The 24,108-nt window shown below is 69.4% G+C and carries 20 protein-coding genes and 1 riboswitch; of the genes, 7 read left to right on the forward strand and 13 right to left on the reverse strand.

All coding sequences use genetic code 11. The features are described from left to right. The first annotated feature begins 92 nt into the window (after positions 1 to 92). The 6 genes from tkt to ACQ7HM_RS18920 are packed head-to-tail and all read left to right on the forward strand — an operon-like array spanning position 93 to position 7,200. On the forward strand, positions 93 to 2,192 hold the full coding sequence (gene tkt / locus ACQ7HM_RS18895; protein WP_434217781.1) for a transketolase: 2,100 nt from the start codon (positions 93 to 95) through the stop codon (positions 2,190 to 2,192). A 5-nt stretch (positions 2,193 to 2,197) separates the two neighbouring features. Further along, positions 2,198 to 3,316, forward strand: coding sequence for a transaldolase (gene tal / locus ACQ7HM_RS18900; protein WP_434217782.1), 1,119 nt, complete (start codon positions 2,198 to 2,200; stop codon positions 3,314 to 3,316). Between the two features lie 6 nt (positions 3,317 to 3,322). Next, positions 3,323 to 4,864, forward strand: a complete 1,542-nt coding sequence (gene zwf / locus ACQ7HM_RS18905; RefSeq protein ID WP_434217783.1) for a glucose-6-phosphate dehydrogenase — start codon at positions 3,323 to 3,325, stop codon at positions 4,862 to 4,864. A gap of 52 nt (positions 4,865 to 4,916) precedes the next feature. Further along, complete coding sequence (locus tag ACQ7HM_RS18910; protein WP_434217784.1) at positions 4,917 to 5,855, forward strand: glucose-6-phosphate dehydrogenase assembly protein OpcA; 939 nt, start codon at positions 4,917 to 4,919, stop codon at positions 5,853 to 5,855. Then, positions 5,852 to 6,643 carry a 6-phosphogluconolactonase gene (gene pgl, locus ACQ7HM_RS18915; protein WP_434217785.1) on the forward strand — a complete coding sequence of 264 codons (792 nt, stop codon included), beginning with the start codon at positions 5,852 to 5,854 and terminating at the stop codon, positions 6,641 to 6,643. Before ACQ7HM_RS18910 ends, pgl begins: the two co-directional genes overlap by 4 nt. A gap of 8 nt (positions 6,644 to 6,651) precedes the next feature. Then, a complete protein-coding gene (locus ACQ7HM_RS18920) occupies positions 6,652 to 7,200 on the forward strand; it encodes a TetR/AcrR family transcriptional regulator (protein ID WP_434217786.1) in 549 nt (182 codons plus the stop codon). A 24-nt stretch (positions 7,201 to 7,224) separates the two neighbouring features. Here the strand turns inward: ACQ7HM_RS18920 and ppc are convergent, their stop codons facing one another. The 9 genes from ppc to uvrC all read right to left on the reverse strand — a co-directional run bounded on the left by ppc (position 7,225) and on the right by uvrC (position 18,748). Continuing rightward, a complete protein-coding gene (gene ppc, locus ACQ7HM_RS18925) occupies positions 7,225 to 10,095 on the reverse strand; it encodes a phosphoenolpyruvate carboxylase (protein WP_434217787.1) in 2,871 nt (956 codons plus the stop codon). A 55-nt stretch (positions 10,096 to 10,150) separates the two neighbouring features. Then, positions 10,151 to 10,384 (reverse strand): preprotein translocase subunit SecG, encoded by a 234-nt coding sequence (secG, locus tag ACQ7HM_RS18930; RefSeq protein ID WP_045822693.1) that lies wholly within the window; start codon positions 10,382 to 10,384, stop codon positions 10,151 to 10,153. 80 nt (positions 10,385 to 10,464) lie between these two features. After that, positions 10,465 to 11,253: a triose-phosphate isomerase gene (gene tpiA / locus ACQ7HM_RS18935; protein WP_434217788.1), complete on the reverse strand. Its 789-nt coding sequence runs from the start codon at positions 11,251 to 11,253 to the stop codon at positions 10,465 to 10,467. Positions 11,254 to 11,260: 7 nt separating this feature from the next. Beyond that, positions 11,261 to 12,472, reverse strand: a complete 1,212-nt coding sequence (locus ACQ7HM_RS18940) for a phosphoglycerate kinase (RefSeq protein WP_434217789.1) — start codon at positions 12,470 to 12,472, stop codon at positions 11,261 to 11,263. A gap of 11 nt (positions 12,473 to 12,483) precedes the next feature. Then, positions 12,484 to 13,503, reverse strand: a complete 1,020-nt coding sequence (gene gap / locus ACQ7HM_RS18945; RefSeq protein ID WP_434217790.1) for a type I glyceraldehyde-3-phosphate dehydrogenase — start codon at positions 13,501 to 13,503, stop codon at positions 12,484 to 12,486. Between the two features lie 92 nt (positions 13,504 to 13,595). Then, positions 13,596 to 14,573, reverse strand: a complete 978-nt coding sequence (gene whiA / locus ACQ7HM_RS18950; protein ID WP_200932760.1) for a DNA-binding protein WhiA — start codon at positions 14,571 to 14,573, stop codon at positions 13,596 to 13,598. Between the two features lie 121 nt (positions 14,574 to 14,694). Beyond that, positions 14,695 to 15,780, reverse strand: a complete 1,086-nt coding sequence (locus tag ACQ7HM_RS18955) for a gluconeogenesis factor YvcK family protein (protein WP_434217791.1) — start codon at positions 15,778 to 15,780, stop codon at positions 14,695 to 14,697. Further along, positions 15,777 to 16,703: an RNase adapter RapZ gene (gene rapZ, locus ACQ7HM_RS18960; protein ID WP_434217792.1), complete on the reverse strand. Its 927-nt coding sequence runs from the start codon at positions 16,701 to 16,703 to the stop codon at positions 15,777 to 15,779. Before rapZ ends, ACQ7HM_RS18955 begins: the two co-directional genes overlap by 4 nt. Further along, positions 16,700 to 18,748, reverse strand: coding sequence for an excinuclease ABC subunit UvrC (gene uvrC, locus ACQ7HM_RS18965; protein WP_434217793.1), 2,049 nt, complete (start codon positions 18,746 to 18,748; stop codon positions 16,700 to 16,702). Before uvrC ends, rapZ begins: the two co-directional genes overlap by 4 nt. Positions 18,749 to 18,897: 149 nt before the next feature. On the opposite strand from uvrC, the gene ACQ7HM_RS18970 reads away from it, so the two are divergent. After that, positions 18,898 to 20,892, forward strand: a complete 1,995-nt coding sequence (locus tag ACQ7HM_RS18970; RefSeq protein ID WP_434217794.1) for a gamma-glutamyltransferase family protein — start codon at positions 18,898 to 18,900, stop codon at positions 20,890 to 20,892. Positions 20,893 to 20,934: 42 nt separating this feature from the next. Here ACQ7HM_RS18970 and ACQ7HM_RS18975 read toward each other — a convergent pair whose 3' ends face one another. Genes ACQ7HM_RS18975 through ACQ7HM_RS18990 form a run of 4 tightly spaced genes read right to left on the reverse strand, consistent with a single transcriptional unit; the run spans position 20,935 to position 23,826 of the window. Continuing rightward, the gene (locus ACQ7HM_RS18975) at positions 20,935 to 21,402 is read right to left on the reverse strand and encodes a PH domain-containing protein (protein WP_434217795.1); all 468 of its coding nucleotides are present in this window, start codon (positions 21,400 to 21,402) and stop codon (positions 20,935 to 20,937) included. Further along, entirely contained in the window at positions 21,399 to 21,884 is a 486-nt protein-coding gene (gene ribH / locus ACQ7HM_RS18980) for a 6,7-dimethyl-8-ribityllumazine synthase (RefSeq protein WP_434217796.1), read from the reverse strand. The genes ACQ7HM_RS18975 and ribH overlap by 4 nt, the downstream gene beginning before the upstream one ends. Continuing rightward, a complete protein-coding gene (locus tag ACQ7HM_RS18985) occupies positions 21,881 to 23,167 on the reverse strand; it encodes a bifunctional 3,4-dihydroxy-2-butanone-4-phosphate synthase/GTP cyclohydrolase II (protein ID WP_434217797.1) in 1,287 nt (428 codons plus the stop codon). The genes ribH and ACQ7HM_RS18985 overlap by 4 nt, the downstream gene beginning before the upstream one ends. After that, positions 23,164 to 23,826: a riboflavin synthase gene (locus ACQ7HM_RS18990; protein ID WP_434217798.1), complete on the reverse strand. Its 663-nt coding sequence runs from the start codon at positions 23,824 to 23,826 to the stop codon at positions 23,164 to 23,166. Before ACQ7HM_RS18990 ends, ACQ7HM_RS18985 begins: the two co-directional genes overlap by 4 nt. A gap of 58 nt (positions 23,827 to 23,884) precedes the next feature. Continuing rightward, positions 23,885 to 24,049, reverse strand: a riboswitch (FMN riboswitch). Positions 24,050 to 24,108: the final 59 nt, after the last annotated feature.

Consider the following 24,108-nt stretch of genomic DNA (forward strand, 5'->3'; position numbering starts at 1 on the left):
CGTGTGATCACACGGTGCCGCGGCGTGCAGGTCACCGACCGCGACGACTCCGTTCCGCACTCGACGCGACCGACACAGGAGACTTGCACATCGTGGCAGTGACAGATGAGATCCGCGCCCTGACCCAGCCGTCACATCCGGAGGGTTGGACCGATCTCGACACCAAAGCCGTCGACACCGTACGGGTGCTCGCGGCCGATGCGGTGCAGAAGTGCGGATCCGGACACCCCGGCACCGCCATGAGCCTCGCACCGCTGGCCTACACCCTCTTCCAGCGGATCATGCGCCACGACCCCGACGACACCGCGTGGCTCGGCCGCGACCGGTTCGTGTTGTCGTGTGGGCACTCCAGCCTCACCCTCTACATCCAGCTCTACCTCGGAGGGTTCGGCCTCGAGCTCGCCGATCTCGAGGCGCTGCGCACCTTCAAGTCCAAGACCCCCGGGCACCCGGAGTTCCGCCACACCCGTGGTGTCGAGATCACCACCGGCCCGCTCGGTCAGGGCCTGGCCTCGGCGGTCGGCATGGCGATGGCGTCACGGCGCGAGCGCGGCCTGTTCGATCCCGAGCCCGCGATCGGCGAGAGCATCTTCGACCACTACATCTACGTGGTCGCCTCCGACGGCGACATCGAGGAGGGCGTCACCTCCGAGGCCTCGTCGCTCGCCGGCACCCAGCAGCTGGGCAACCTCATCCTGTTCTACGACGAGAACAAGATCTCGATCGAGCACAACACCGACATCGCGCTGTCCGAGGACACCGCAAAGCGCTACGAGGCCTACGGCTGGCACGTGCAGACGGTGCAGGGCGGCGAGAACGTCACCGGTATCGAGGAGGCGGTCGCCAACGCCAAGGCCGTCACCGACAAGCCGTCGATCATCCTGCTGCGCACCATCATCGGCTACCCCGCACCGACCAAGATGAACACCGGCGGTGTCCACGGTTCGGCGCTCGGCGACGACGAGGTGGCCGCCACCAAGGAGATCCTCGGGTTCGACCCGAACAAGACCTTCGACGTCTCCGACGAGGTGCTCGCCCACACCCGTGAACTCGTCACGCGGGGTCGCGAGGACCACGCGCAGTGGAGCAAGGATTTCGACACCTGGGCGCAGGCCAACCCGGAGCGCAAGAAGTTGCTCGATCGCCTGACCGCCGACGAACTGCCCGACGGCTGGGCCGATGTCCTGCCGACCTGGGAGGTCGGCGACAAAGGACCGGCGACCCGCGCCGCGTCGGGCAAGGTGCTCACCGCCCTCGCGCCGGTGCTCCCCGAGCTGTGGGGCGGTTCGGCCGACCTCGCCGGATCGAACAACACCACGATGGACGGCGCGAAGTCGTTCGGCCCGACGTCGATCTCGACCGACGACTGGGACGCCGAACCCTACGGCCGCACACTGCACTTCGGTATCCGTGAGCACGCGATGGGGTCGATCCTCAACGGCATCGTGCTGCACGGCCCCACCCGGGTGTACGGCGGCACGTTCATGCAGTTCTCCGACTACATGCGTCCCGCGGTGCGTATCGCGTCGCTGATGGACATCGACCCGATCTACGTGTGGACCCACGACTCCATCGGCCTCGGCGAGGACGGTCCGACCCACCAACCGGTCGAGCACCTCGCCGCACTGCGCGCCATCCCCAACCTCTCGGTGGTGCGCCCCGGCGACGCCAACGAGACGGCGTACGCCTGGAAGTCGGTGATCGCGCGCTCGTCGAGCAGCGGTCCCGTCGGTCTCGCACTCACCCGTCAGGGTGTCCCGATCCTCGAGGGCACCAGCGCCGAGGGCGTCGCGAAGGGCGGGTACGTCCTGGCCGACGCCGCGAACGGGGCACCGGAGGTGGTCATCATCGCCACCGGGTCCGAGGTCCAGTACGCCGTTGAGGGACGAAAGAAGTTGGAGGAGCAGGGAATCGCGGCACGCGTCGTGTCGATGCCCTGCGTCGAGTGGTTCGAAGACCAGGACCAGAACTACCGCGACCAGGTGATCCCGCCGACGGTCAGGGCCCGCGTGTCCATCGAGGCCGGCATCGCGATGCCCTGGTACAAGATCGTCGGCGACGCCGGCGAGATCATCTCGCTGGAGCATTTCGGCGAGTCCGCAGACGCCGAGACCCTGTTCCGCGAGTACGGCTTCACCGCCGACGCCGTCGTCGCGGCTGCTCAGCGCTCCATCACGAACGCGAAGGGATGACCAGCATGACCCAGAACACGAATCTGAAGAACCTGTCCGAGGCGGGGGTGTCGGTGTGGCTCGACGACCTGTCGCGCGAGCGCATCTCCTCGGGCAACCTCGCCGAACTGATCGAGACGAAGTCGGTCGTCGGTGTCACCACGAACCCGTCGATCTTCCAGGCGGCGTTGTCGGCCGGTGACAGCTACGACCCGCAGGTGCGGGAACTCGCCGCGCAGGGCGCCGATGTCGACGCCACCATCCGCACCGTCACCACCGACGACGTCCGCAACGCCTGCGACATCTTCGCGCCGGTGTACGAGTCGACCCACGGTGTCGACGGTCGGGTGTCGATCGAGGTCGATCCTCGGCTGGCCCACGACTCCGACAAGACCGCCGCCCAGGCGATCGAGCTGTGGAAGATCGTCGACCGACCGAACCTGCTGATCAAGATCCCCGCCACCGAGGCCGGGATCCCCGCGATCAGCAAGACCCTCGCCGAGGGCATCAGCGTGAACGTCACCCTGATCTTCTCCGTCGAGCGCTACCGCGCGGTGATGGACGCCTACCTCGAGGGCATCGAGGCCGCGAAGGCGGCCGGGCACGACGTCTCCACGATCCACTCGGTCGCGTCGTTCTTCGTCTCGCGTGTCGACACCGAGATCGACAAGCGGCTCGACGCCATCGGCACCCCCGAGGCGACCGAGCTCAAGGGCAAGGCCGCGCTGGCCAACGCCCGTCTCGCCTATGTCGCCTACCAGCAGGTGTTCGAGGTCGAGTCGCGGTTCCAGGGTCTGCTGTCCGACGGCGCGCGCCCCCAGCGCCCGCTGTGGGCCTCGACCGGTGTGAAGAACCCCGACTACGCCGACACGCTGTACGTGAGCGATCTCGTCGCCCCGAACACCGTGAACACGATGCCCGAGAAGACGATGGACGCCTTCGCCGATCACGGCACCGTCGACACCGAGTCGCTCGTCGGCCGGGGCCCGGAGTCGGAGGAGATCTTCGCGAAGATCTCCGAACTCGGCGTCGATCTCGACGACGTGTTCATCACCCTCGAGAACGAGGGTGTCGACAAGTTCGAGGTGGCGTGGAACGAGCTGATCGACGCCACGGCGAAGCAGCTCGATTCCGCCAAGGGCTGACCGGCGGTGACGGCAGCCACCGACACCGGCTGGGCCAACCCGCTCCGGGACTCGCGCGACAAGCGCCTGCCCCGGATCGCGGGGCCCTGCAGCCTGGTCATCTTCGGCGTCACCGGCGACCTCGCCAAGCGCAAGCTCATGCCCGCGGTGTACGACCTCGCCAACCGGGGTCTGTTGCCGCCGAGCTTCGCCCTGGTGGGTTTCGCCCGACGCGACTGGGACAACCAGGATTTCGGGCAGGTCGTGCACGACGCCGTGCGCGATCACTCCCGCACGCCGTTCCGTGAGGACGTGTGGGAGCGGTTGTCGGAGGGCTTCCGCTTCGTGCAGGGCGCGTTCGACGACGACGCGGCCTTCGATCAGCTCGCCACCACCCTCGCCGATCTCGACGAGCAGCGCGGTACCGACGGCAACCACGCGTTCTACCTGTCGGTGCCGCCGAAGGCGTTCCCGACGGTGTGCGAGCAGTTGCAGCGGTCGGGCCTGGCCCAGCACACCGGCGACAACTGGCGACGTGTCGTCATCGAGAAGCCGTTCGGTCACGACCTCGCGAGCGCCAAGGAGCTCAACGCGGTCGTCAACGGCGTCTTCCCCGAGGACTCGGTCTTCCGCATCGACCACTACCTGGGCAAGGAGACGGTCCAGAACATCCTGGCGTTGCGGTTCGCGAACCAGTTGTTCGACCCGCTGTGGAGTTCGCACTACGTCGACCACGTGCAGATCACCATGGCCGAGGACATCGGTCTCGGTGGTCGGGCCGGCTACTACGACGGCATCGGTGCCGCGCGTGACGTGATCCAGAACCACCTGCTGCAGTTGTTGGCACTCGTGGCGATGGAGGAGCCGGTCTCCTTCGAGCCGCGGGAGCTGCAGGCGGAGAAGATCAAGGTGCTCTCCGCGACCCGCAACATCCTGCCGTTGGACCTCAACACCGCCCGCGGTCAGTACGGCCCGGGATGGCAGGGCAGCCAGTCGGTGCCCGGTCTCGTCGACGAGGAGGGCTTCGCGGCCGACTCGATCACCGAGACGTTCGCCGCGATCGCCGTCGAGGTCGACAGCCGCCGCTGGGCCGGGGTGCCGTTCTATCTGCGTACCGGCAAACGCCTGGGTCGTCGGGTCACCGAGATCGCGCTGGTGTTCAAGAAGGCCCCGCACCTGCCGTTCGACAAGACGATGACCGAGGAACTGGGCGAGAACGCGCTGGTGATCCGGGTGCAGCCCGACGAGGGCATCACGTTGCGTTTCGGGTCGAAGGTGCCCGGGTCGAGCATGCAGGTCCGCGACGTCAACATGGACTTCAGCTACGGCCAGGCCTTCACCGAGTCCTCGCCGGAGGCCTACGAGCGGCTCATCCTCGACGTGCTGCTCGGGGAGCCGTCGCTGTTCCCGGTCAACGCCGAGGTGGAGTTGTCGTGGAAGATCCTCGACCCGGTGCTGCAGGCGTGGGCCGCCCAGGGCACCCCCGACACCTACGAGTCGGGCATGTGGGGGCCGCGGTCGGCCGAGGACATGATGACCCGCGTCGGGCGCGTGTGGCGTCGGCCTTAGAACTGTCGAACTCAGAGCTCTCGCGATCTTCTCCCGTGAAGGAACACAGCCGATGATTCTCGACCTGCCCGCGACGACGACCGAGAAGGTCAGCAAGAAACTCGTGAAGATGCGCGAGTCCGGAGGCGCGGTCACCCTCGGCCGGGTGCTCACCCTGGTGGTGTGCGCCGACGAGGGTGAACCGACCGAGGGCGCGATCGAGGCCGCCAACGACGCGAGCCGGGAACACCCCTGCCGCGTGATCGTGGTGTCGCTCGGGAACCGCGCCGCCGCAGCACGTCTCGACGCCCAGATCCGGGTCGGCGGCGACGCCGGCGCCTCGGAGGTGGTGGTGTTGCGTCTCTACGGCGACCTCGCCGAGCACGCCGAGAGTGTGGTGGTCCCGTTCCTGCTGCCAGACACCCCTGTGGTCACGTGGTGGCCCGGGGAGGCGCCGAGCGAACCCGCCGCCGACCCGGTGGGTCGTCTGGGCACCCGCCGCATCACCGACGCGGCCAAGGCGAGCGACCCGAACACCATCCTCGCCGAGCGGCTCGCCGGATACGCCCCGGGCGACTCCGATCTCGTCTGGGCGCAGATCACCTACTGGCGTGCCATCCTCACCGCCGCCCTCGACCGACCTCCGCACGAGCCGGTCGAGCGTGTCGTGGTGAGCGGACCCGACCGCTCACCGTCGATCGACCTGCTGGCCGGCTGGCTGCGCGCCCAGCTCGGGGTGCACACCCAGCGGCACATCGGCAGCTTCGAGGTACGCCTCGAGCGGGCGACCGGTCCCCTGGTCCTCGCCGTCGACGGCAACAACAACGCGGTGCTGTCGAACCCCGGCAAGCCCGACGGCCGCGTCGCGATGAGCACCCGCGGCGTCCGCGACTGCATCGCCGAGGAACTGCGCCGACTCGATCCCGACGAGATCTACCATCTGGCGCTGCAGGGCGCCGCGCAGATCAGCCGCGAGCCCGTAGGGGCCCCGGCAGAAGGGGTGTCGGCATGACATCGTTCGAGATCCCGGTTCCCGAGGTCGTCGTGTCCGACGACAAGGTCGCGCTCATCGAGGCCGCGGGTACCCGGCTCGTGCAGACCCTGGTCACCGCACAGCGCGAGCGTGGCTCGGCGTCGCTGGTCCTCACCGGTGGCAGCAACGGCGTCGCGATCGCGGAGTGGTTGCGCGACAACGCCGCCTCGGCAGCCGACGAGCCACTGGACTGGGCGCGCACCGACCTGTGGTTCGGCGACGAACGGTTCGTCACCGCCGACGACGACGAGCGCAACCACAAGCAGCTGGCCGACGCCCTGCTCGACCACGTCGACGTCGACCGCTCCCGGGTGTTCGTGATGGCACCATCGGACGGCGAGTTCGGCGACGACATCGAGGCCGCGGCAGGTCAGTACCGGCAGTGGTTGACCGACGCCGGTCACGGTGCGGCCAGCCCCACCTTCGACGTCCACCTGCTCGGCATGGGCGGCGAGGGCCACATCAACTCGCTGTTCCCGCACACCCCCGCGCTCGCCGAGCGCGACGACACCGTGGTGTCGGTGAACGACTCCCCCAAGCCGCCGCCGCGACGGATCACGCTGACCGTCCCGGTGGTGTGCCGCTCCCGTGAGGTCTGGTTCCTCGTCGCCGGCGAGGACAAGGCGCAGGCCGCCGCCGCCGGCATCACCGGCGGCGACCCGCAGCAGTGGCCGTGCGCGTCGGTGCACGGCAGCGAGGCGACCGTGTGGTTCCTCGACTCCCCCGCCGCGGCGTCGCTCGATCCCGACGCCGCCCACCCTCTGTGAGGGCGTAGGTGGCGCGCGCACCACGTCTCTCGGTCGAGGACTGGGTCAACGCGGCGTTCGATCTGCTCGTCGCCGAGGGCGTCGCCGGGGTGAAGATCTCGCGGCTGTGCGAGCAACTGGGTGTCACCAAGGGCAGTTTCTACTGGCACTTCACCGACATCGACGGACTCATGGTCGCTGTCGCACGTCGGTGGCAGGAGCTGCAGGCGGCGAACATGGCGCGGGTCACCGAGTTGGGGTCATTGCCGCCGGCGAAGCGCATCGAGGCCATGGCCGGGACGCTGTTCGACGAACGTGTCCGCGCGGTCGAGGTCGCGATGCGTGAGTGGGCTCGTACCGACGCCACCGTCGCCGAGGCCGTCCGTGCGATGGACCGTCTCGTCGTGACCATGGTCCGCGACGCCCTCGTCGAGTCCGGCTTCGATCAACGCACGGCCGAGATCCGCGCCGCCGCACTGCTGTTCGCCGGGATCGGTTTCCTGCACCACCGCGACGCACTGGGTCCGTTCGACGCCGACGGCCTGCACGAGGTGTTCGCCGTCTTCACCGCACGCTGAGCCCGGCCGCCACCCGCTGTCGCCCTATCCGCTGTTACGCAGTGCGGTCGCGAGACCGTTCATGGTGAGCTGGATCCCGCGCCGGACCTGCGGCGAGTCGTCACCCGCGCGGAAGCGCCGCAGCAGTTCGAGCTGCAGCAGGTTCAACGGCTCGAGGTAGGGGAACCGGTTGAACACCGACCGTGCCAGCGACGGGTTGTCGGCCAGGAGGTCGTCGGATTCAGTGATGGCGAAGTACATCGCGGTGGTGCGGCGGTGCTCGTCGACGATCATCCCGAACACCCTGGAACGCAACTCCTCGTCGGCCACCAGGCGCGAATACCGTTCGGCGAGACCGAGATCCGATTTCGCGAGGACCTGCGCCATGTTGGACATCACCGTCCGGAAGAACGGCCACTGCCGGTAGTAGCCACGCAGTGTCTCGAGGCGGTCGTCGTCGCCGCCGATCCATTCCTCGAACGCCGTACCCGTGCCGTACCAGCCCGGCAACATCACCCGACACTGCGTCCACGACAACACCCACGGGATCGCCCGGAGGTCGGAGATCTTCTCGGTCTGCTTGCGCGACGCCGGTCGGCTGCCGATGTTCAGTGCGCCGATCTCCGACAGCGGCGTCGAGGAGGTGAAGTACTCGACGAACCCGGGGGTGTCGTGCACCAGCGCGCCGTACGCCGACCGTGCGCGCGCGGCGAGGTCGTCGAGGATCTCGTAGGCGCCGTCGGCGGCGTCACCGAGACCTTCGGTGTCGAGCAGGGTCGACTCGATGGTCGCGGCGAGCAGGGTCTCGAGGTTGCGACGCGCGAGCACCGGCTCGGCGTACTTGGCCGCGATCACCTCGCCCTGCTCGGTGATCCGCAACGATCCCTGCACGGCGCCCGGAGGCTGGGCGAGGATCGCGTCGTAACTGGGGCCGCCGCCGCGCCCGACCGTGCCGCCGCGCCCGTGGAACAGCCGCAGTCGGATACCGGACTTCTCGGCGGCCTCCACCAGGTCGAGTTCGGCGCGGTAGAGCGCCCAGTTGGCGGCGAGATATCCGCCGTCCTTGTTGGAGTCGGAGTACCCCAGCATGATCTCCTGGATGTCGCCCTGGGCGGCGACGAGATCGCGGTAGAGCGGCACGTCGAGTACGGCGAGCAGTGTCGATGCGCCCTGCTGCAGATCCTCGATGGTCTCGAACAGCGGCACCACACGCACCGAACAGCGGGGGCCCTGGTCGGATGACCCGGGATCGAACAGCCCGGCCTCCTTGAGCATGATCATCGCCTCGAGCATGTCGCTGACCGACGTGCACATGCTGATGATGTAGTTCGGCACGGCTTCGGGTCCGTAGTCGGCGACGGCCTTCGCGCCGGCGGTGACGATGGCGAGTTCCTTCGCCGCGAGCTCACCGAGTTCGGCGCCGGGACGCACGAGCGGTCGACGGTCCGACAGCTCGCGGGTCAGCAACTCGACCCGTGCGGGTTCATCGAGGCCGGCGTAGTCGTCGTGGACCCCGGCCCACGCCAGCAGTTCGCCGACGACCTCCTCGTGGATGTCGGAGTTCTGCCGCATGTCGAGGCCCGAGAGGTGGAAACCGAAGGTGCGTACCGCTTCTCGCAACGTTAGCAGGCGGTCGTCGGCGAGGGCCGAATCGCGGTTGTCCCGCAGCGAGGCGTCGATGACGTCGAGATCGGCCAGCAGGTCCGCCGCCACCGCGTAGGGCTCGGCGGCGGTGTCGACGAACGCATCGGCGAGCGGGGCGACGTCGTGGCCGAAGCGGTGCCGGGCGGTCGCCATGAGGCGGGAACGGATGTGGCGCAGCGCGAGGCGGTACGGCTCGTCGGTCGCGACGTCGCCCTCCTCGCCGCCGCCGAGTGCGATCACCGCATCGCTGACCGTGACCAGCCGCGACGACATGCTCAGTTCCTGGGCCAGGGTCGTCAACTGCTCGAGGTGATGGGTCAGGGCCGTCTGTGCGGCGCGCCCGGTCGCCATGGCCACGATGCGGTCGGTGACGAACGGGTTCCCGTCGCGGTCGCCGCCGATCCAGGAGCCCATCCGCAGGATGGGGTCGTCGCCGAGACCGGCGTCGGGATAGCGGGCACGCAGATCGGCCCGCAACGAGGCGTTGATCGCGGGGATCACCTCGAAGAACGCTGCGTCGTAGTAGCGCAGACCGACCTCGATCTCGTCCTCGATGCGCAGGCGTTCGAGGCGGATGAGGGCCGTCTGCCACAGCGTGAGGATCTGCCGCCGCAGCCCGGCCACCACCTCGTCGTCCTCGGCCGGCGTCAGCTCGGTGCGACCACGGAAGCGCATGAGGTCGGTGATGCGGCGCTGGGTCTCGAACACCGTCCGGCGTCGGGTCTCGGTCGGGTGGGCGGTGATGACGGGGACGACCACCGCGTCGGCCAGGGCGGCGCCGACCGTGGCGTCGTCGAGCCCCGCGGCCTCGAGTTTGGCGTGGGTGGCCGCGAGGCTGCTGGCCACCGGTGCGTCGCCGGCGCGGACGTGGATGGCACGACGCCGCTCGCGGTGGATGTCCTCGGCGAGGTTGGCCAGCAGGGCGAAGTGGCTGAACGCCCGGATCACCGGGATCGCCTCGGAGACGTCGACGCCGGAGAGTGTGTCGGCGAGTTCACCGCGGTCGATCTCGGACCGGCGGACACGGAACGATTCGACGCGCGCACGTTCGACCAGGTCGAAGATGTCGGTGCCGGCGTGTTCGCGGACGATGTCGCCGAGCAGCCCGCCCAGGAGGCGGATGTCCTCACGGAGAGGTTCGGTGGCCGCCCGCCCGGTGGCGGTGGAGGTGACCGGTGCGTCCGACGGCGCGGCGAAGGTCTCGGAGGGGGTGGTCGACTCGGGACCGCTTGGTGCCCTGCCCTGTTCCGCCTTCGCGGACTGTTCCGTCATCCCACCAGTATCGCGCCTGGAGCCTGCAACGGCAGTCCGAGCGGCGCGTGGCGGCTCAGGAGAGCTTGATGTCCAGCCCGATGCCGAGGATGAAGATGAACCAGATGATGCCGACGAAGATGGTCAGTCGGTCGAGGTTGCGCTCGACGACGCTCGATCCGGACAGGCTCGACTGGACGCCGCCACCGAACAGGGACGACAGGCCGCCACCCTTGCCGCGGTGCAGCAGCACGAGGACCACCATGAGAACACTGGTGATCACCAATCCGATGTCCAAGACGAGCTTCACTGCCGAGGGTCCTTTGGTCGTCACGCGAGCACGGCGGATGCCGCGAACGCAATGGGAGTCTACGTGGTGATCGGCCCCGATCAGGGCAGGGGCCCACCGGCGGCGATCGCCGAGAGGGTCGCGAACTCGTCGGACTTGAGCGACGCCCCGCCCACGAGCGCGCCGTCGACGTCGGTCTGACCGACGATCTCACCGACGTTCTTCGAGCTCACCGAGCCGCCGTAGAGGACACGCACCGAGGCGGCGACCTCGGCGTCGGCGAGCTCGGCCAGCGTCGACCGGATCGCGGCGCAGACCTCCTGGGCGTCGGCCGCACTGGCCACCCGACCGGTACCGATGGCCCACACCGGCTCGTAGGCGATGACCACCTTCGCGATCTGCTCGGGGGTCAACCCGGCCAGCGACCCCTTCAGCTGCTCCACGTTGTAGGCGACATGGTCACCCGCCTCGCGGATCTCGAGGCCCTCGCCGATGCACACGATCGGCGTGAGTCCGTGGCGCAGCGCGGCGGTGGCCTTGCCGAGCACGACCTCGTCGGTCTCGGCGTGCAGGGTGCGTCGCTCGGAGTGCCCGACGACGACGTAGGTGCACCCGAGCTTGGCCAGGAACGCACCGCTGATCTCACCGGTGTAGGCGCCCGAGTCGTGCTCGGAGAGGTCCTGGGCGCCGTAGGTCAGCAGCAGCTTGTCGCCGTCGATGACGGTCTGCACGCTGCGGATGTCGGTGAACGGCGGGATGACCGTGACGTCGACCTTGTCGAAATACTTCGCGGGCAGCGCGAACGCGATCTTCTGCACCAGGGCGATGGCCTCGAGGTGGTTGAGATTGCACTTCCAGTTGCCGGCGATGAGCGGCTTGCGGGTGGCCACGATCGGGTCAGTCCTCCAGAACTTTCAGCCCCGGCAGCGCTTTGCCTTCGAGGTACTCCAGCGATGCGCCACCGCCGGTCGAGATGTGCGAGAACGCGTCGTCGGACAGTCCGAGGTGACGCACCGCGGCGGCCGAGTCGCCACCGCCGACCACGCTGAACGCACCGTCGGCGGTGGCCGCGGCGATGGCCTCGGCCACCCCGCGGGTCCCGGCGGCGAACTTGTCGAACTCGAACACGCCCGACGGTCCGTTCCAGAAGATCGTCTGCGCACCGGAGAGCACGGCGGCGAACCGCTTGACCGACTCCGGCCCGATGTCGAGACCCATCCAGCCGTCCGGGATGTCTTGCACCGCAACGGTTTTCGCTTCGGCGTCGGCCGAGAAGGAGTCGCCGATGACCACGTCGACAGGAAGGTGGATCACGTCGCCGAACCGCTCGAGCAGGTCCTTGCAGACCCCCACCTGATCGTCCTGCAGCAGCGAGTTGCCGACCGACAGTCCCTGGGCCACCAGGAACGTGAACGCCATACCGCCGCCGATGACCAGTGTGTCGACCTTGGGCGCGAGGGCCTCGATGACACCGAGCTTGTCCGACACCTTCGAACCGCCGAGGACGACGGCGTAGGGGCGGGCCACCTCCGCGGTGAGCTTCTCGAGGACCTTCACCTCGGACTCGACGAGCCCGCCGGCGTAGTGCGGCAACAGCTTCGCCACGTCGTACACCGACGCCTGCTCGCGATGGACGACACCGAAACCGTCGGAGACGAACGCGCCGTCGTCGCCGACGAGTTCGACGAGGGCCTTCGCGAGCTTGCCCCGCTCGGCGGCGTCCTTCGACGTCTCGCGCGGGTCGAAGCGGATGTTCTCCAGCAGGAGCACGTCACCGTCGGTGAGGCCCTCGGCACGCGCCAACGCGTCGGTGCCGACGACGTCGGAGGCGAGCTGGACGTTGCGGCCCAGCTCCTCCCCCAGTCGCTGCGCGACCGGTGCGAGGGAGAACTTCGGGTCCGGCTCGCCCTTCGGGCGGCCGAGGTGCGCGGTGACGATCACCGACGCACCGGCGTCGGCGAGCTTCGCGATGGTCGGCGCCGAGGCGACGATGCGCCCCGGGTCGGTGATCGTGGAGCCGTCGAGCGGGACGTTGAGATCGGACCGCACCAGCACGATGCGACCCGAGACCCCGGCGTCGAGGAGATCCTGCAGCGTCTGCAGCGCCATGGACGCGGGCCTCAGAGGGACTTGCCGACGAGACCGATGAGGTCCACGAGGCGGTTGGAGTAACCCCACTCGTTGTCGTACCAGGAGACGACCTTCGCCTGGTCGTCGATGACCTTGGTCAGACCGGCGTCGAAGAGCGAGCTGTGCGGGTCGGTGACGATGTCCGACGACACGATCGGCGCGTCGTAGTACTTGAGGATGCCCTTGAGCGGCCCGTCGGCGGCGGCCTTCATGGCGGCGTTGATCTCGTCGACCGTGGCGGCCTTGCGCAGGTGCGCGGTGAGGTCGGTGACCGAGCCGGTCGGGATCGGCACGCGCAGCGCGTAGCCGTCGAGCTTGCCCTTCAGCTCGGGCAGCACCAGGCCGATGGCCTTCGCGGCACCGGTGGAGGTGGGGACCACGTTGATGGCGGCGGCGCGGGCGCGGCGCAGATCGGCGTGCGGGCCGTCCTGCAGGTTCTGATCCTGGGTGTAGGCGTGGATCGTCGTCATGAGGCCCTTGACGATGCCGAACTCGTCGTTGAGGACCTTCGCCAGCGGGCCGAGGCAGTTCGTGGTGCACGAGGCGTTGGAGATGATGTTCTGGCTGCCGTCGTACTTGTCGTCGTTCACGCCCATCACGATGGTGATGTCCTCGTCGGAGGCGGGCGCGGAGATGATGACCTTCTTGGCGCCGGCGTCGAGGTGGCCCTGGGCCTTGTCGCGCTTGGTGAAGATGCCGGTCGACTCGACGACGACGTCGACTCCCAGGTCACCCCACGGGAGGGCGGCGGGGCCCTCCTTCACCGACAGGCTCTTCAGCTTGTGGTCACCGATGACGATGGTGTCCTCGCCCTCGAGCGACACCTCGGCGTCGAGGCGGCCGAGGATCGAGTCGAACTTGAGCAGGTGCGCCAGGGTGGCGTTGTCGGTCAGGTCGTTGACGGCGACGATCTCGATGTCGGTGGTGCCCAGCGCTTTCTGCGCCTCGACGGCACGGAAGAAGTTGCGGCCGATACGGCCGAATCCGTTGACGCCTACCCGAACGGTCACAATGTGCTCCTTGCTTGTGGAGATGGAGTCGATCACTACGGTGACCCAAGCCTAAACGGAGCCCGCTGAGGTGGCGTCGCCAGGCCGGATCGTCAGGCCTCGTCGAGCAGTTCCGACGTCACGGCCGACTCGGTGTCGGGGATGCCGTCGGTGCGGGCCTTCTTGTCGGCCATGGACAGAAGGCGGCGGATGCGGCCGGCCACGGCGTCCTTCGTCATGGGTGGATCGGCGAGCTGGCCGAGTTCCTCGAGGGAGGCCTGCCGGTGCTGCACCCGCAGTCGCCCGGCGTTGAGCAGATGATCGGGCACGGTGTCGCCGAGGATGTCGAGGGCACGCTCCACGCGGGCGGCCGCGGCCACCGCGGCCCGTGCCGACCGACGCAGGTTCGCGTCGTCGAAGTTCGCGAGACGGTTCGCCGTGGCGCGGACCTCGCGCCGCATCCGACGTTCCTCCCACGTGAGCCGGGTGTCCTGCGCACCCATCCGGGTGAGCAACGCGCCGATGGCCTCGCCGTCGCGGATGACGACCCGATCGGCCCCGCGGACCTCACGGGCCTTCGCGGCCACACCGAGCCGACGGGCCGCGCCGACGAGGGCCAGGGCGGCCTCGGGTCCGGGGCAGCTGACCTCCAGTGCCGACGAGCGACCGGGTTCGGTCAGTGAACCGTGGGCGAGGAACGCGCCGCGCCACGCCGCCTCGGCGTCGGCGACACCGCCGCCGACGACCTGCGCCGGGAGACCACGCACCGGACGGCCGCGCATGTCGAGCAGACCGGTCTGTCGGGCGAGCGCCTCACCGTCCTTGGTGACGCGGACGATGTAGCGCGCGCTCTTGCGGAGGCCACCGCTGCGCAGGACGTGGACCTCGGAGTTGTAGCCGTAGAGATCGAAGATCTCTTTGCGGAGCCGACGCGCGACGTTGCCGAGGTCGACCTCGGCCTCCACCACCACGCGTCCGGCCACGATGTGGAGTCCGCCGGCGAAGCGCAGCAGGGCCGACACCTCGGCCCTGCGACAGCTGGTCTGTGTGACCACGAGTCGACTCAGCTCGTCCTTGACGGCTGCTGTCATCGCCACCGGTTGTCGTCCTCCTGCCGGGGTGATCCCCAGATGTGTCGCGTCGGCCTGCGGTGCGCGCCGCGACGGCGTCGTGCGGTGCCGTCGCCCGAACGATCATGCCCGGGTCGCCGACTCATCGTGCCCCCGCGTGTCCGGACGGGCCCTCGGTCCCGTCGACCGCCCCGACAGCGTAGCCACCTGCCGAACCTGCGCACAGCGTATGCACCATGGCCGCCAATTTCTCCGGATCGTGCACATGGGTGCCCGCGCGCGCGAGATCCCCCACACGCAACTGCGCGCCGAAACGTGCGGCCGCCCGTTCGACGTGGTCGCGTTCGCGCCCCGCCGGAGCGGAGCCGACGTCGACGATCACGTCGTCGATGCGCAGATCCGAGGCGTGGGCGTGCAGTACGTGCAGGTGACGTTCCACCGAGAAACCACTCGTCTCACCGAGTTCGGGCGCCAGGTTCACGAACAGCATCCGCCGCGCGGAGGTGGTCTTCAAGGCCTGCAACTGATCAGGGACGAGGACGTGCGGGATCACGCTGGAGAACCACGAACCGGGGCCGAGGACGACGAGATCGGCTGCGGTGATGGCGTCGACGGCCTGCGGGCAGGCGGGTGGATCGGTCGGGAGCAGTCGAACGCGGCGCACCTTGCCCGGCGTCGTCGCGACCGCGACCTGACCGGTGATGCTGCGACTGATCCGGGGATCGACCTCGAGGCCCGACACGTCGGCCTCGATGCTCAGCGGCACCGTCGACATCGGCAGGACCCGACCGGTCACCCCGAACAGCTCCCCCATCGCATCGAGCGCGGCGACCGGATCGCCCAGCACCTCGGTGAGTCCGGCGAGGACGAGGTTGCCGACGGGATGTCCGGCCAACGCGCCGCGACCGCCGAAACGGTGCTGTAGCACCGTGACCCACATGTCCGGATCGGTCGTGACGGCCCCCTCGCCCGGGTGTGCGCCGTCCGCGGCGAGCAGCGCGGCGAACGCCATCCGGAGATCACCCGGCGGTATCACCGACAACTCCGACCGCAACCGACCCGAGGACCCACCGTCGTCGGCGACGGTGACGACAGCGGTCACATCGGTGCTGATGTGACGCATGGCGGTCAGAGTGGCGTACAGCCCGTGCCCGCCACCGAGGGCGACCACGCGCCCGACGTCGACGGTCCCCGGATCACCCGACCCGGGCCCGTGCGAGCCGGTCATTCGCGCCCCAGGTCGCGATGGACCACACGCGCATCGAACGCCCGGTTCTCGGCCGCCGCCGAGCCCTGACCTCCCCGATCCGACGCGATCGACAGGCGACCGCACATCTCCCGTGACATCGCCACGCTGCGGTGCTTGCCGCCGGTACACCCGATCGCGACGGTCATGTACCGCTTGCCTTCTCGCTGATATCCGCGGGCGGTCAGCCGGATGACCTGTTCGAGTGCGGCGAGGTAGTCGTCGGCACCCTCCTGCCGCAGGACGTACTGCGACACGGGCTGGTCGAGCCCGTTGAGTTCGCGCAACTCCGGGATCCAGTAGGGGTTCGGGAGGAAACGCACGTCGGCGACGAGGTCGGCGTCGATCGGCAGGCCGTACTTGAAGCCGAAGGACTGCAGCGTGATCCGGACCTCGGTCGCGCTGGGCTGGGCGAAGGCGTTGTCGACGATCTCGCGCAGGGCGGTGACCGACAGCGTCGACGTGTCGACCACCAGATCGGCCGATTCGGCGACCGCACGCAGCACCGACCGTTCGCGGCCGATGGCCTCGATCAACGTCCCGTTGTCCTGCAGGGGATGTCGGCGACGCACCTGCTCGAACCGGCGTACGAGCGCGCCGTCGTCGGCGTCGAGGAACAGCAGCCGCGGACGGTGTCCCGCCGCGGCGAGCTCGCCACGCAACTCGGCGACCTCGCCGGCGAATCGTGCTGCGCCGGCGCGCATCACCATCGCCAACCGTGTGAGTGCCGGGTCGTCGGACCGGGCGACCGACACCATGTCGGCGATGAGCGAGGCGGGCACGTTGTCGGCGACGTACCAACCGAGGTCCTCGAGGAGCTTCGCGACCGTGCCGCGACCGGCGCCGGACATACCGGTGACCAACAACACGTCCATCTCGCCACCGTGCCCCACGACGGCGGTCACGACGGCGCTCCCTCGGTGAGGGCTCGCTGGACCGCGAGCGCGGTGGACCGTCCGATGCCCGGGACCCCGGAGATCTCCTCCACCGTCGCGCTGCGCAGGTTGGCCACCGACCCGAAGTGCGACACCAGTGCCGCCCGGCGGCTCTGACCGAGGCCGGGCACACCGTCGAGCACCGACGCGGTCATCCGCTTGCTGCGCTTGCTGCGGTGGAACGTGATCGCGAACCGGTGGGCCTCGTCACGCACCCGCTGCAGCAGGAACAGCGCCTCGCTGGTGCGCGGGAAGATCACCGGATCGTCGTCGTCGGGTGTCCACACCTCCTCGAGGCGCTTCGCGAGGCCCACCACGGCGACGTCGGTGACACCGAGATCGTCGAGCACCGCAGCGGCCGCGCGCACCTGCGGGCCGCCACCGTCGACGACGAACAGGTTGGGCGGGTACGCGAATCGGCGCGGACGGCCCGTCGCGGGATCGATCGCCGCCTCGGGTGCCATGTCGCCACCGTTTCCGGGGTCCGCCTCGACCTCACCCTCGACCGGGGGCGCGGCGACGGTGTCGGGGAGCTGATCTGTGCGGTGGCGCAGGAACCGTCGACGCGTGACCTCCGCGATGGAGGCGACGTCGTCGGACCGGCCGTCGCCGGCGGCCTCCTTGATCGAGTAGTGCCGGTAGTCGGACTTGCGCGGCAGACCGTCCTCGAACACCACCAGCGACGCCACCACGTCGGTGCCCTGGACGTGGGAGATGTCGATGCACTCGATGCGCAGCGGGGCGATGTCGAGCCCCAGCGTCTCCTGGATCTCGGTGAGCGCGGCCGACCGTGTGGTGAGGTCGCCGGCGCGACGCAGCTTGTGTCGGGTGAGGGCCTCCCCCGCGTTGCGCTCCACGGTCTCCATCAGCGCCTTCTTGTCGCCACGCTGGGGCACACGCAGATCGACCGCGGCACCGCGCAGGTCGGAGAGCCACCGGGTGAACTCGGCGGCGTCGGGTGGCAGGACGGGGACGAGCACCTCGCGGGGCACCGTGTCGTTGCGGTCCTCGCCGCCGGAGCCCTTCACGGTCGCGTTCTGATCGATCTGCTCGCCGTAGAACTGGGTGAGGAACTGTCCCACCTGCTCACCGAGATCAGCGTCATCGGAGTCGCTCTCGGCGCCGCCGGTCATCACGTCGGTCCGCTCGACGACCCAGCCGCGTTCGCCGCGCACACGCCCGTCGCGCACGTGGAACATCTGCACCGACACCTCGAGCTGATCGGCGACCATGGCGATGACGTCGGCGTCGGTCCCGTCGCCGAGCACCACCGCCTGCTTCTCGAGGGCCCGTCGGAGGGCACCGACATCATCACGCAACCGCGCCGCACGTTCGAAGTCGAGATCGGCTGCGGCGACGGCCATCTGATTGTCGAGCTGACGGATCATCTTGTCGGTCTTGCCGGCGAGGAAGTCGCAGAAGTCGTCGACGATCTCGCGGTGCTCGGCGGCGCTGACCCGCCCGACGCACGGCGCGGCGCACTTGTCGATGTATCCCAGCAGGCACGGGCGGTCGATCTGCTTGTGCCGCTTGAACACACCGGCCGAACAGGTGCGCGCCGGGAAGACGCGCGTCAGCAGGTCCAGGGTCTCGCGGATCGCCCACGCGTGGGCGTAGGGACCGAAGTACCGCACCCCCTTGCGGCGGGGGCCGCGATAGACGAACAACCGCGGGTACTCCTCGTTGAGGGTGACCGCGAGCATCGGGTAGGTCTTGTCGTCGCGATAACGGACGTTGAACCGCGGATCGAACTCCTTGATCCAGTTGTACTCGAGCTGCAGCGCCTCGACCTCGGTGCCCACCACCGTCCATTCGACGGACGCGGCGGTGGTCACCATCTGGCGGGTGCGCGGGTGCAACCCGGACAGGTCGGCGAAGTAGGACGTCAGCCGCTGACGCAGACTCTTGGCCTTGCCCACGTAGATCACGCGGCCGTAGGTGTCCCGGAACTTGTAGACCCCCGGCGCCACCGGGATGCTCCCGGGTGCCGGGCGGTAGGTGGTCGGATCGGGCACGGGTACCAGGCTAGTACGGCGGACCGACGGCAGCTGGCCCGTGCCGTCTCCGACTGCGCCCCCTGGCCGTCTCCGACTGTCACCCCGGCCGTCTCCGACGGGGTTACCATCACCGGCACGCCAGGACCGACGACAGGTGAGGTGGGCCGATGGCTCCGTTCGTTCGCATCTCGAGCACCCCGGGCGGTCGCCGGCGGGTGGCTGCACGCCTCGTCGCGGTGGGTGCCGTCGCCGCGCTGACGTTCACCGCCGCCTGCTCCGACGACTCCGGATCGGGCTCCGACAGTGCGGCAGGCACCTGCGCGACCGTCCCGAACGGCACCCCTGTGGCCGCGGCGTCGTCCGCCGCGGGCGGTACCGGCCCGAGTCGCGACATCGCCACCAACCCTGAGGTGGCCACCGGCTACCGCACCCAGATGACCCCGGTCCGGACCGGTACGTTCGCCGTCGCCACGGCCAACCCCCTGTCGACCGAGGCCGCGTGTGCGGTGGTCCGCGACGGCGGTTCCGCCGCCGACGCCCTCGTCGCCGCCCAGGCGGTGCTGGGGCTGGTCGAACCGCAGGCGACCGGGATCGCCGGTGGCGCGTTCCTGATGTACTACGACGCGTCGACGAAGTCGGTGCAGGCCTACGACGGCCGCGAGACCGCGCCCGCGGCCGCCACCGGCGACTACCTCCGCTACATCAGCGCGACCGATCGCCGTGCCCCCATCCCGTCGGCGCGAGCCAGCGGTCGTTCGATCGGGACACCCGGCGTGCTGCGGATGCTCGAGATGGCCCACGCCGATCACGGTGCGAAGAAGTGGGGCGATCTGTTCGGATCCGCCATCTCACTGTCGGACAACGGTTTCCGCATCAGTCCACGCATGGCGGCCGCGATCGCCGACAGCCGGACCGACCTCACCGCCGATCCCGATGCCCGCGCCTACTTCCTCAACCCCGACGGCAGCGCCAAGACGGCGGGAACGGTTCTCACCAACCCGGCCTACGCGAAGACCCTGGGGGCGATCGCCACCGACGGACCCGACGCGTTCTACACCGGCGCCATCGCCCGCGACGTGGTCGACAAGATCGGATCGACGACCGACGGGATGACGCCCGGGCTCACCACCACCGCCGATCTGGCCGCGTACAAGGCGAAGAAGCGCGAGGCGCTCTGCACCCCGTACCGGGGTCGGGTGTTGTGCGGGATGCCACCGCCGTCGTCGGGCGGCATCGCCGTCGCCTCGACGATGGGCATCCTGTCGAACGTCGACCTGGCCGCTCTGGGGCCACGCGCAGTGGACCGCAACGGCGGTGTCCCGCAGGCGCAGGCGGTACACCTCATCTCCGAGGCCGAGCGCCTGGCCTACGCCGATCGTGACAAGTACGTCGCCGACACCGATTTCGTGCCCCTGCCCGGCAACTCGCCTGCCGCCCTGACCGATCCGGCCTACCTGCGCACGCGTGCCGCCCTCATCGACCCGAACCGTTCGATGGGCACCGCGCGGGCCGGCGACTTCGGGCCGGTACCCGCCGGCGTCGTGCCCACACCCGAACACGGGACCAGTCAGATCGTCGTGATCGACAAGAAGGGCGACGCGGCGTCGATGACCACCACCGTCGAGTCGGCGTTCGGCTCGTTCCATTTCGTCGACGGTTTCGTGCTCAACAATCAGCTGACCGACTTCTCCGCCCAACCGACCGACGACTCGGGCGCACCGGTCGCGAACCGGGTGGCGGCGGGTAAGCGGCCCCGGAGCTCGATGTCGCCGACCCTGGTGTTCGACGGCGCCGGGAACGGATCGCGCGGAGATCTCATGGCCGCGCTGGGGTCCCCGGGCGGTTCGGTGATCATCCAGTTCGTCGTCAAGACGCTGGTGTCGCTGCTCGACTGGGGTCTCGACCCGCAGCAGGCGGTGTCCGGCGTCGACTTCGGCGCCGCCAACACCTCGGTGACGAACGTCGGTGGCGAACACCCCGCCATCGACGCCGCCGACGACGGGAACCGCGATCAACTGGTCACCGAGCTACGTCGGAAGGGACATCAGGTGTCCGTGGACGACCAGTCCTCCGGACTCGCCGCCGTGGTCCGCGACGGCACGGGATGGATCGGTGGTGCCGACCCGCGCCGCGAGGGCGAGGTCATGGGCGACCCCCGCTGACCCGACCGGTTGCCGACTCCGCCATTGGGCGGTGTCGGCAGGTCAGGTGCGGTAGCGGTCGTGGAGTTCGCGGAAGGTGTCCATGGCCTCGACGGCGCGGATGCCGTCGTTGGCCTGGATGGCCATGACCGGGACGTGTTCGTAGGCGGGCAGCTCGAGCCGGGCCCAGTGGCCCTTGTCGGGGTACCAGATGCCCTCGACGTCAGGCCACTCGAACAGCCTCTCGCCGAGGATGTTCCGCACCTCGACGCCGGCGGCACCGACGCGCAGTCGAGGCCGGGCCAGCGTCATGATGGCGCCACCGAGCACGACGCCGATCATCGCGAGGCCGATCTGATCGGTGACGCGGAAGCGGACCCCGGTGTCGGACACCCGCAGCAGGATGCCGACGACGACATGGGCGATGACGAACAAGGCCGCGACGAGCGTGGCCCACCGCGGTGTCCGCACGGCGCGATAGGTCAGATCCCACTTGTCGGTTCCGGTGGTCGGCTGCACGGAGCGGGTCACCGGGCGTCGAGGCTCGAGAGTTCGCGCAGCGTGATCGCCGAGGCGAGTGCCGCCGTCGTCGCCTGGGCGCCCTTGTCCTCCCCGGACTCGGGCAGACCGGCGCGCGCCAGCGCCTGTTCCTCGGTGAGGACCGTCAGGACGCCGTTGCCGACGGGCGTGCTCTCGTCGAGCGACACCCGCGTCAGCCCGGCGGTGACGGCATCGCAGACGTACTCGAAATGCGGTGTCTCGCCGCGGATCACGACGCCAAGGGCGACGACGGCGTCGTGGGTGCGGGCCAGGGCCTGCACCACCACGGGCAGTTCGATGGCGCCCGCGACACGCACGACGGTGGGCTCGGGGATGTCGGCGTCGGCGGCGACCCGCAGTGCGCCGTCGAGCAGCGCGGTGCAGATCTGCTCGTGCCACTGGGAGGCGGCGATCGCCAGGGTCAGCCCCGTCGCGGCGCCGAGCTCGACGACGGGTTCACCCGCGCCACTCATGCGCCCGCCCCGCCGCCGACACCGGTGTGGTCGTCTAGACCGATGAGGTCGTGACCCATGCGGTCACGCTTGGTGCGCAGATACCGCAGGTTCTCGGGGTTGGGCCGGACCGGCATCGGGACACGCTCGGTGATCTGCAGGCCGTATCCGTCGAGCCCCACCCGCTTGGCGGGGTTGTTGGTCAGCAACCGCATCGACGTGACCCCGAGATCGGTGAGGATCTGTGCACCGAGACCGTAGTCGCGGGCGTCGGCGGGGAGTCCGAGTTCGAGGTTGGCGTCGACGGTGTCGGCACCGCTGTCCTGGAGTTGATAGGCCTGCAGCTTGTGCAGCAGACCGATCCCCCGGCCCTCGTGTCCGCGCATGTAGAGCACGACGCCGCGACCTTCGGTGGCGACCATCTCCATGGCGGCGTCGAGCTGCGGGCCGCAGTCGCACCGGAGCGATCCGAACACGTCGCCGGTGAGGCATTCCGAGTGCACCCGCACCAGCACGTCCTCGCCGGCGCCGTCGGAACCGGGGATGTCGCCGAGGACGAGGGCCACGTGCTCGACCTCGTCGTAGATGCTGGTGTAGCCGACGGCGCGGAACGTGCCGTGGTCGGTGGGGATGCGGGCGTCGGCGACGCGGACGACGTGCTTCTCGTGCCGTCGGCGCCACGAGATCATGTCGGCGATGGAGATCAGCGCCAGGCCGTGTTCGTCGGCGAAGGTGCGCAGCTCGTCGGTCTGGGCCATGTGGCCCTCGTCCTTCTGGCTGACGATCTCGCAGATCACGCCGGCGGGGGTGAGCCCGGCCATGCGGGCGAGATCGACCGCGGCCTCGGTGTGACCGGGCCGGCGCAGCACGCCGCCCTCCTTGGCGCGCAACGGCACGACGTGTCCGGGACGGGTGAAGTCGTTGGCGGTGCTCTCCGGACGGGCGAGCAGACGCATCGTCGCCGCGCGATCCGACGCGCTGATGCCGGTGCCGATGCCCTCACGCGCGTCGACGGTGACGGTGTAGGCCGTCCCGTGCTTGTCCTGGTTCATCGTGTACATCGGCGGCAACCCGAGACGGTCGCAGTCGGCGCCGTCGAGCGGGACGCACAGGTAGCCCGAGGTGTAGCGCACCATGAACGCGACGAGTTCCGGTGTCGCCATCTCGGCGGCGAAGATGAGGTCGCCCTCGTTCTCGCGGTCCTCGTCGTCGACGACGACCACGGCCTTGCCCGCGGCGATGTCGGCGATGGCCCGTTCGACGGTGTCGAAACGGTTCTTCCGGACGGGATCGAGCTGTGTCATGACGAGACCTCGTTGTTCTCCGGAAGATTCTCCGGGTGGCGGGTGCCGGGTGCGGACGGGATGGCCAGGCGTTCCACATATTTGGCGATGACGTCCACCTCGAGGTTGACCGTGGCGCCCACGTCGAGGGCACCGAGTGTCGTGACCTCGAGGGTCGTGGGGATCAGGGAGATCTCGAACCAGGCGTCGGGAGCGCCGGCGGAGGCGATCGACGAGACCGTCAGGGAGACGCCGTCGACGGTGATCGATCCCTTCTCGACGATGTAGCGCGACACCGACGGGTCGATGGCGATGCGGATGACCGTCCAGTGCTCCGCGGGCGAGATGGACGCGACGGTCCCGGTGCCGTCGACGTGGCCCTGGACGATGTGTCCGCCGAACCGGCCACCGGCGGCCATGGCGCGCTCGAGGTTGACCGGCGCGCCGGCGCCGAGGGAGGCCAGGGAGGAACGGTGGAGCGTCTCGGCCATGACGTCGACGGTGAACTCCCCCGCGTCGGGGGCGCCGACGACGGTCAGGCAGACGCCGTTGACACAGATGGAGTCGCCGGGTCCGGCGTCGCTGGTCACGAGCGGGCCGCGGACGGTGAATCGGGCAGCGTCGGCGAGGTCATCACGAGACACAACCGTGCCGCGCTCCTCGACTATTCCGGTGAACACGTGCGCTCCTGTCGGTGAAACGACCCAGGGCGGCACGACCGCGGTCGACGACGACCACGGGGGTTCTCTCTCATCCGGACTGTGACCGTCGGCTCCGGGTTCACACCGGAATCTGCTGACCCCGACCGCACCGACGGATGTCGGTGCGACCAGGCGCTCGCGGGCTCGACGATCGCTCGTCATCACCGCCGGTGGGGAATTGCACCCCGCCCTGAGAACTCTTGATCCGACGCTAGCACAGCGCGGGGGTGCCACCGTGTCCGCGATGGGCGAAAAGCGCCG

This window comes from Williamsia sp. MIQD14 (assembly GCF_051025635.1).
GTDB lineage: Bacteria > Actinomycetota > Actinomycetes > Mycobacteriales > Mycobacteriaceae > Williamsia_A.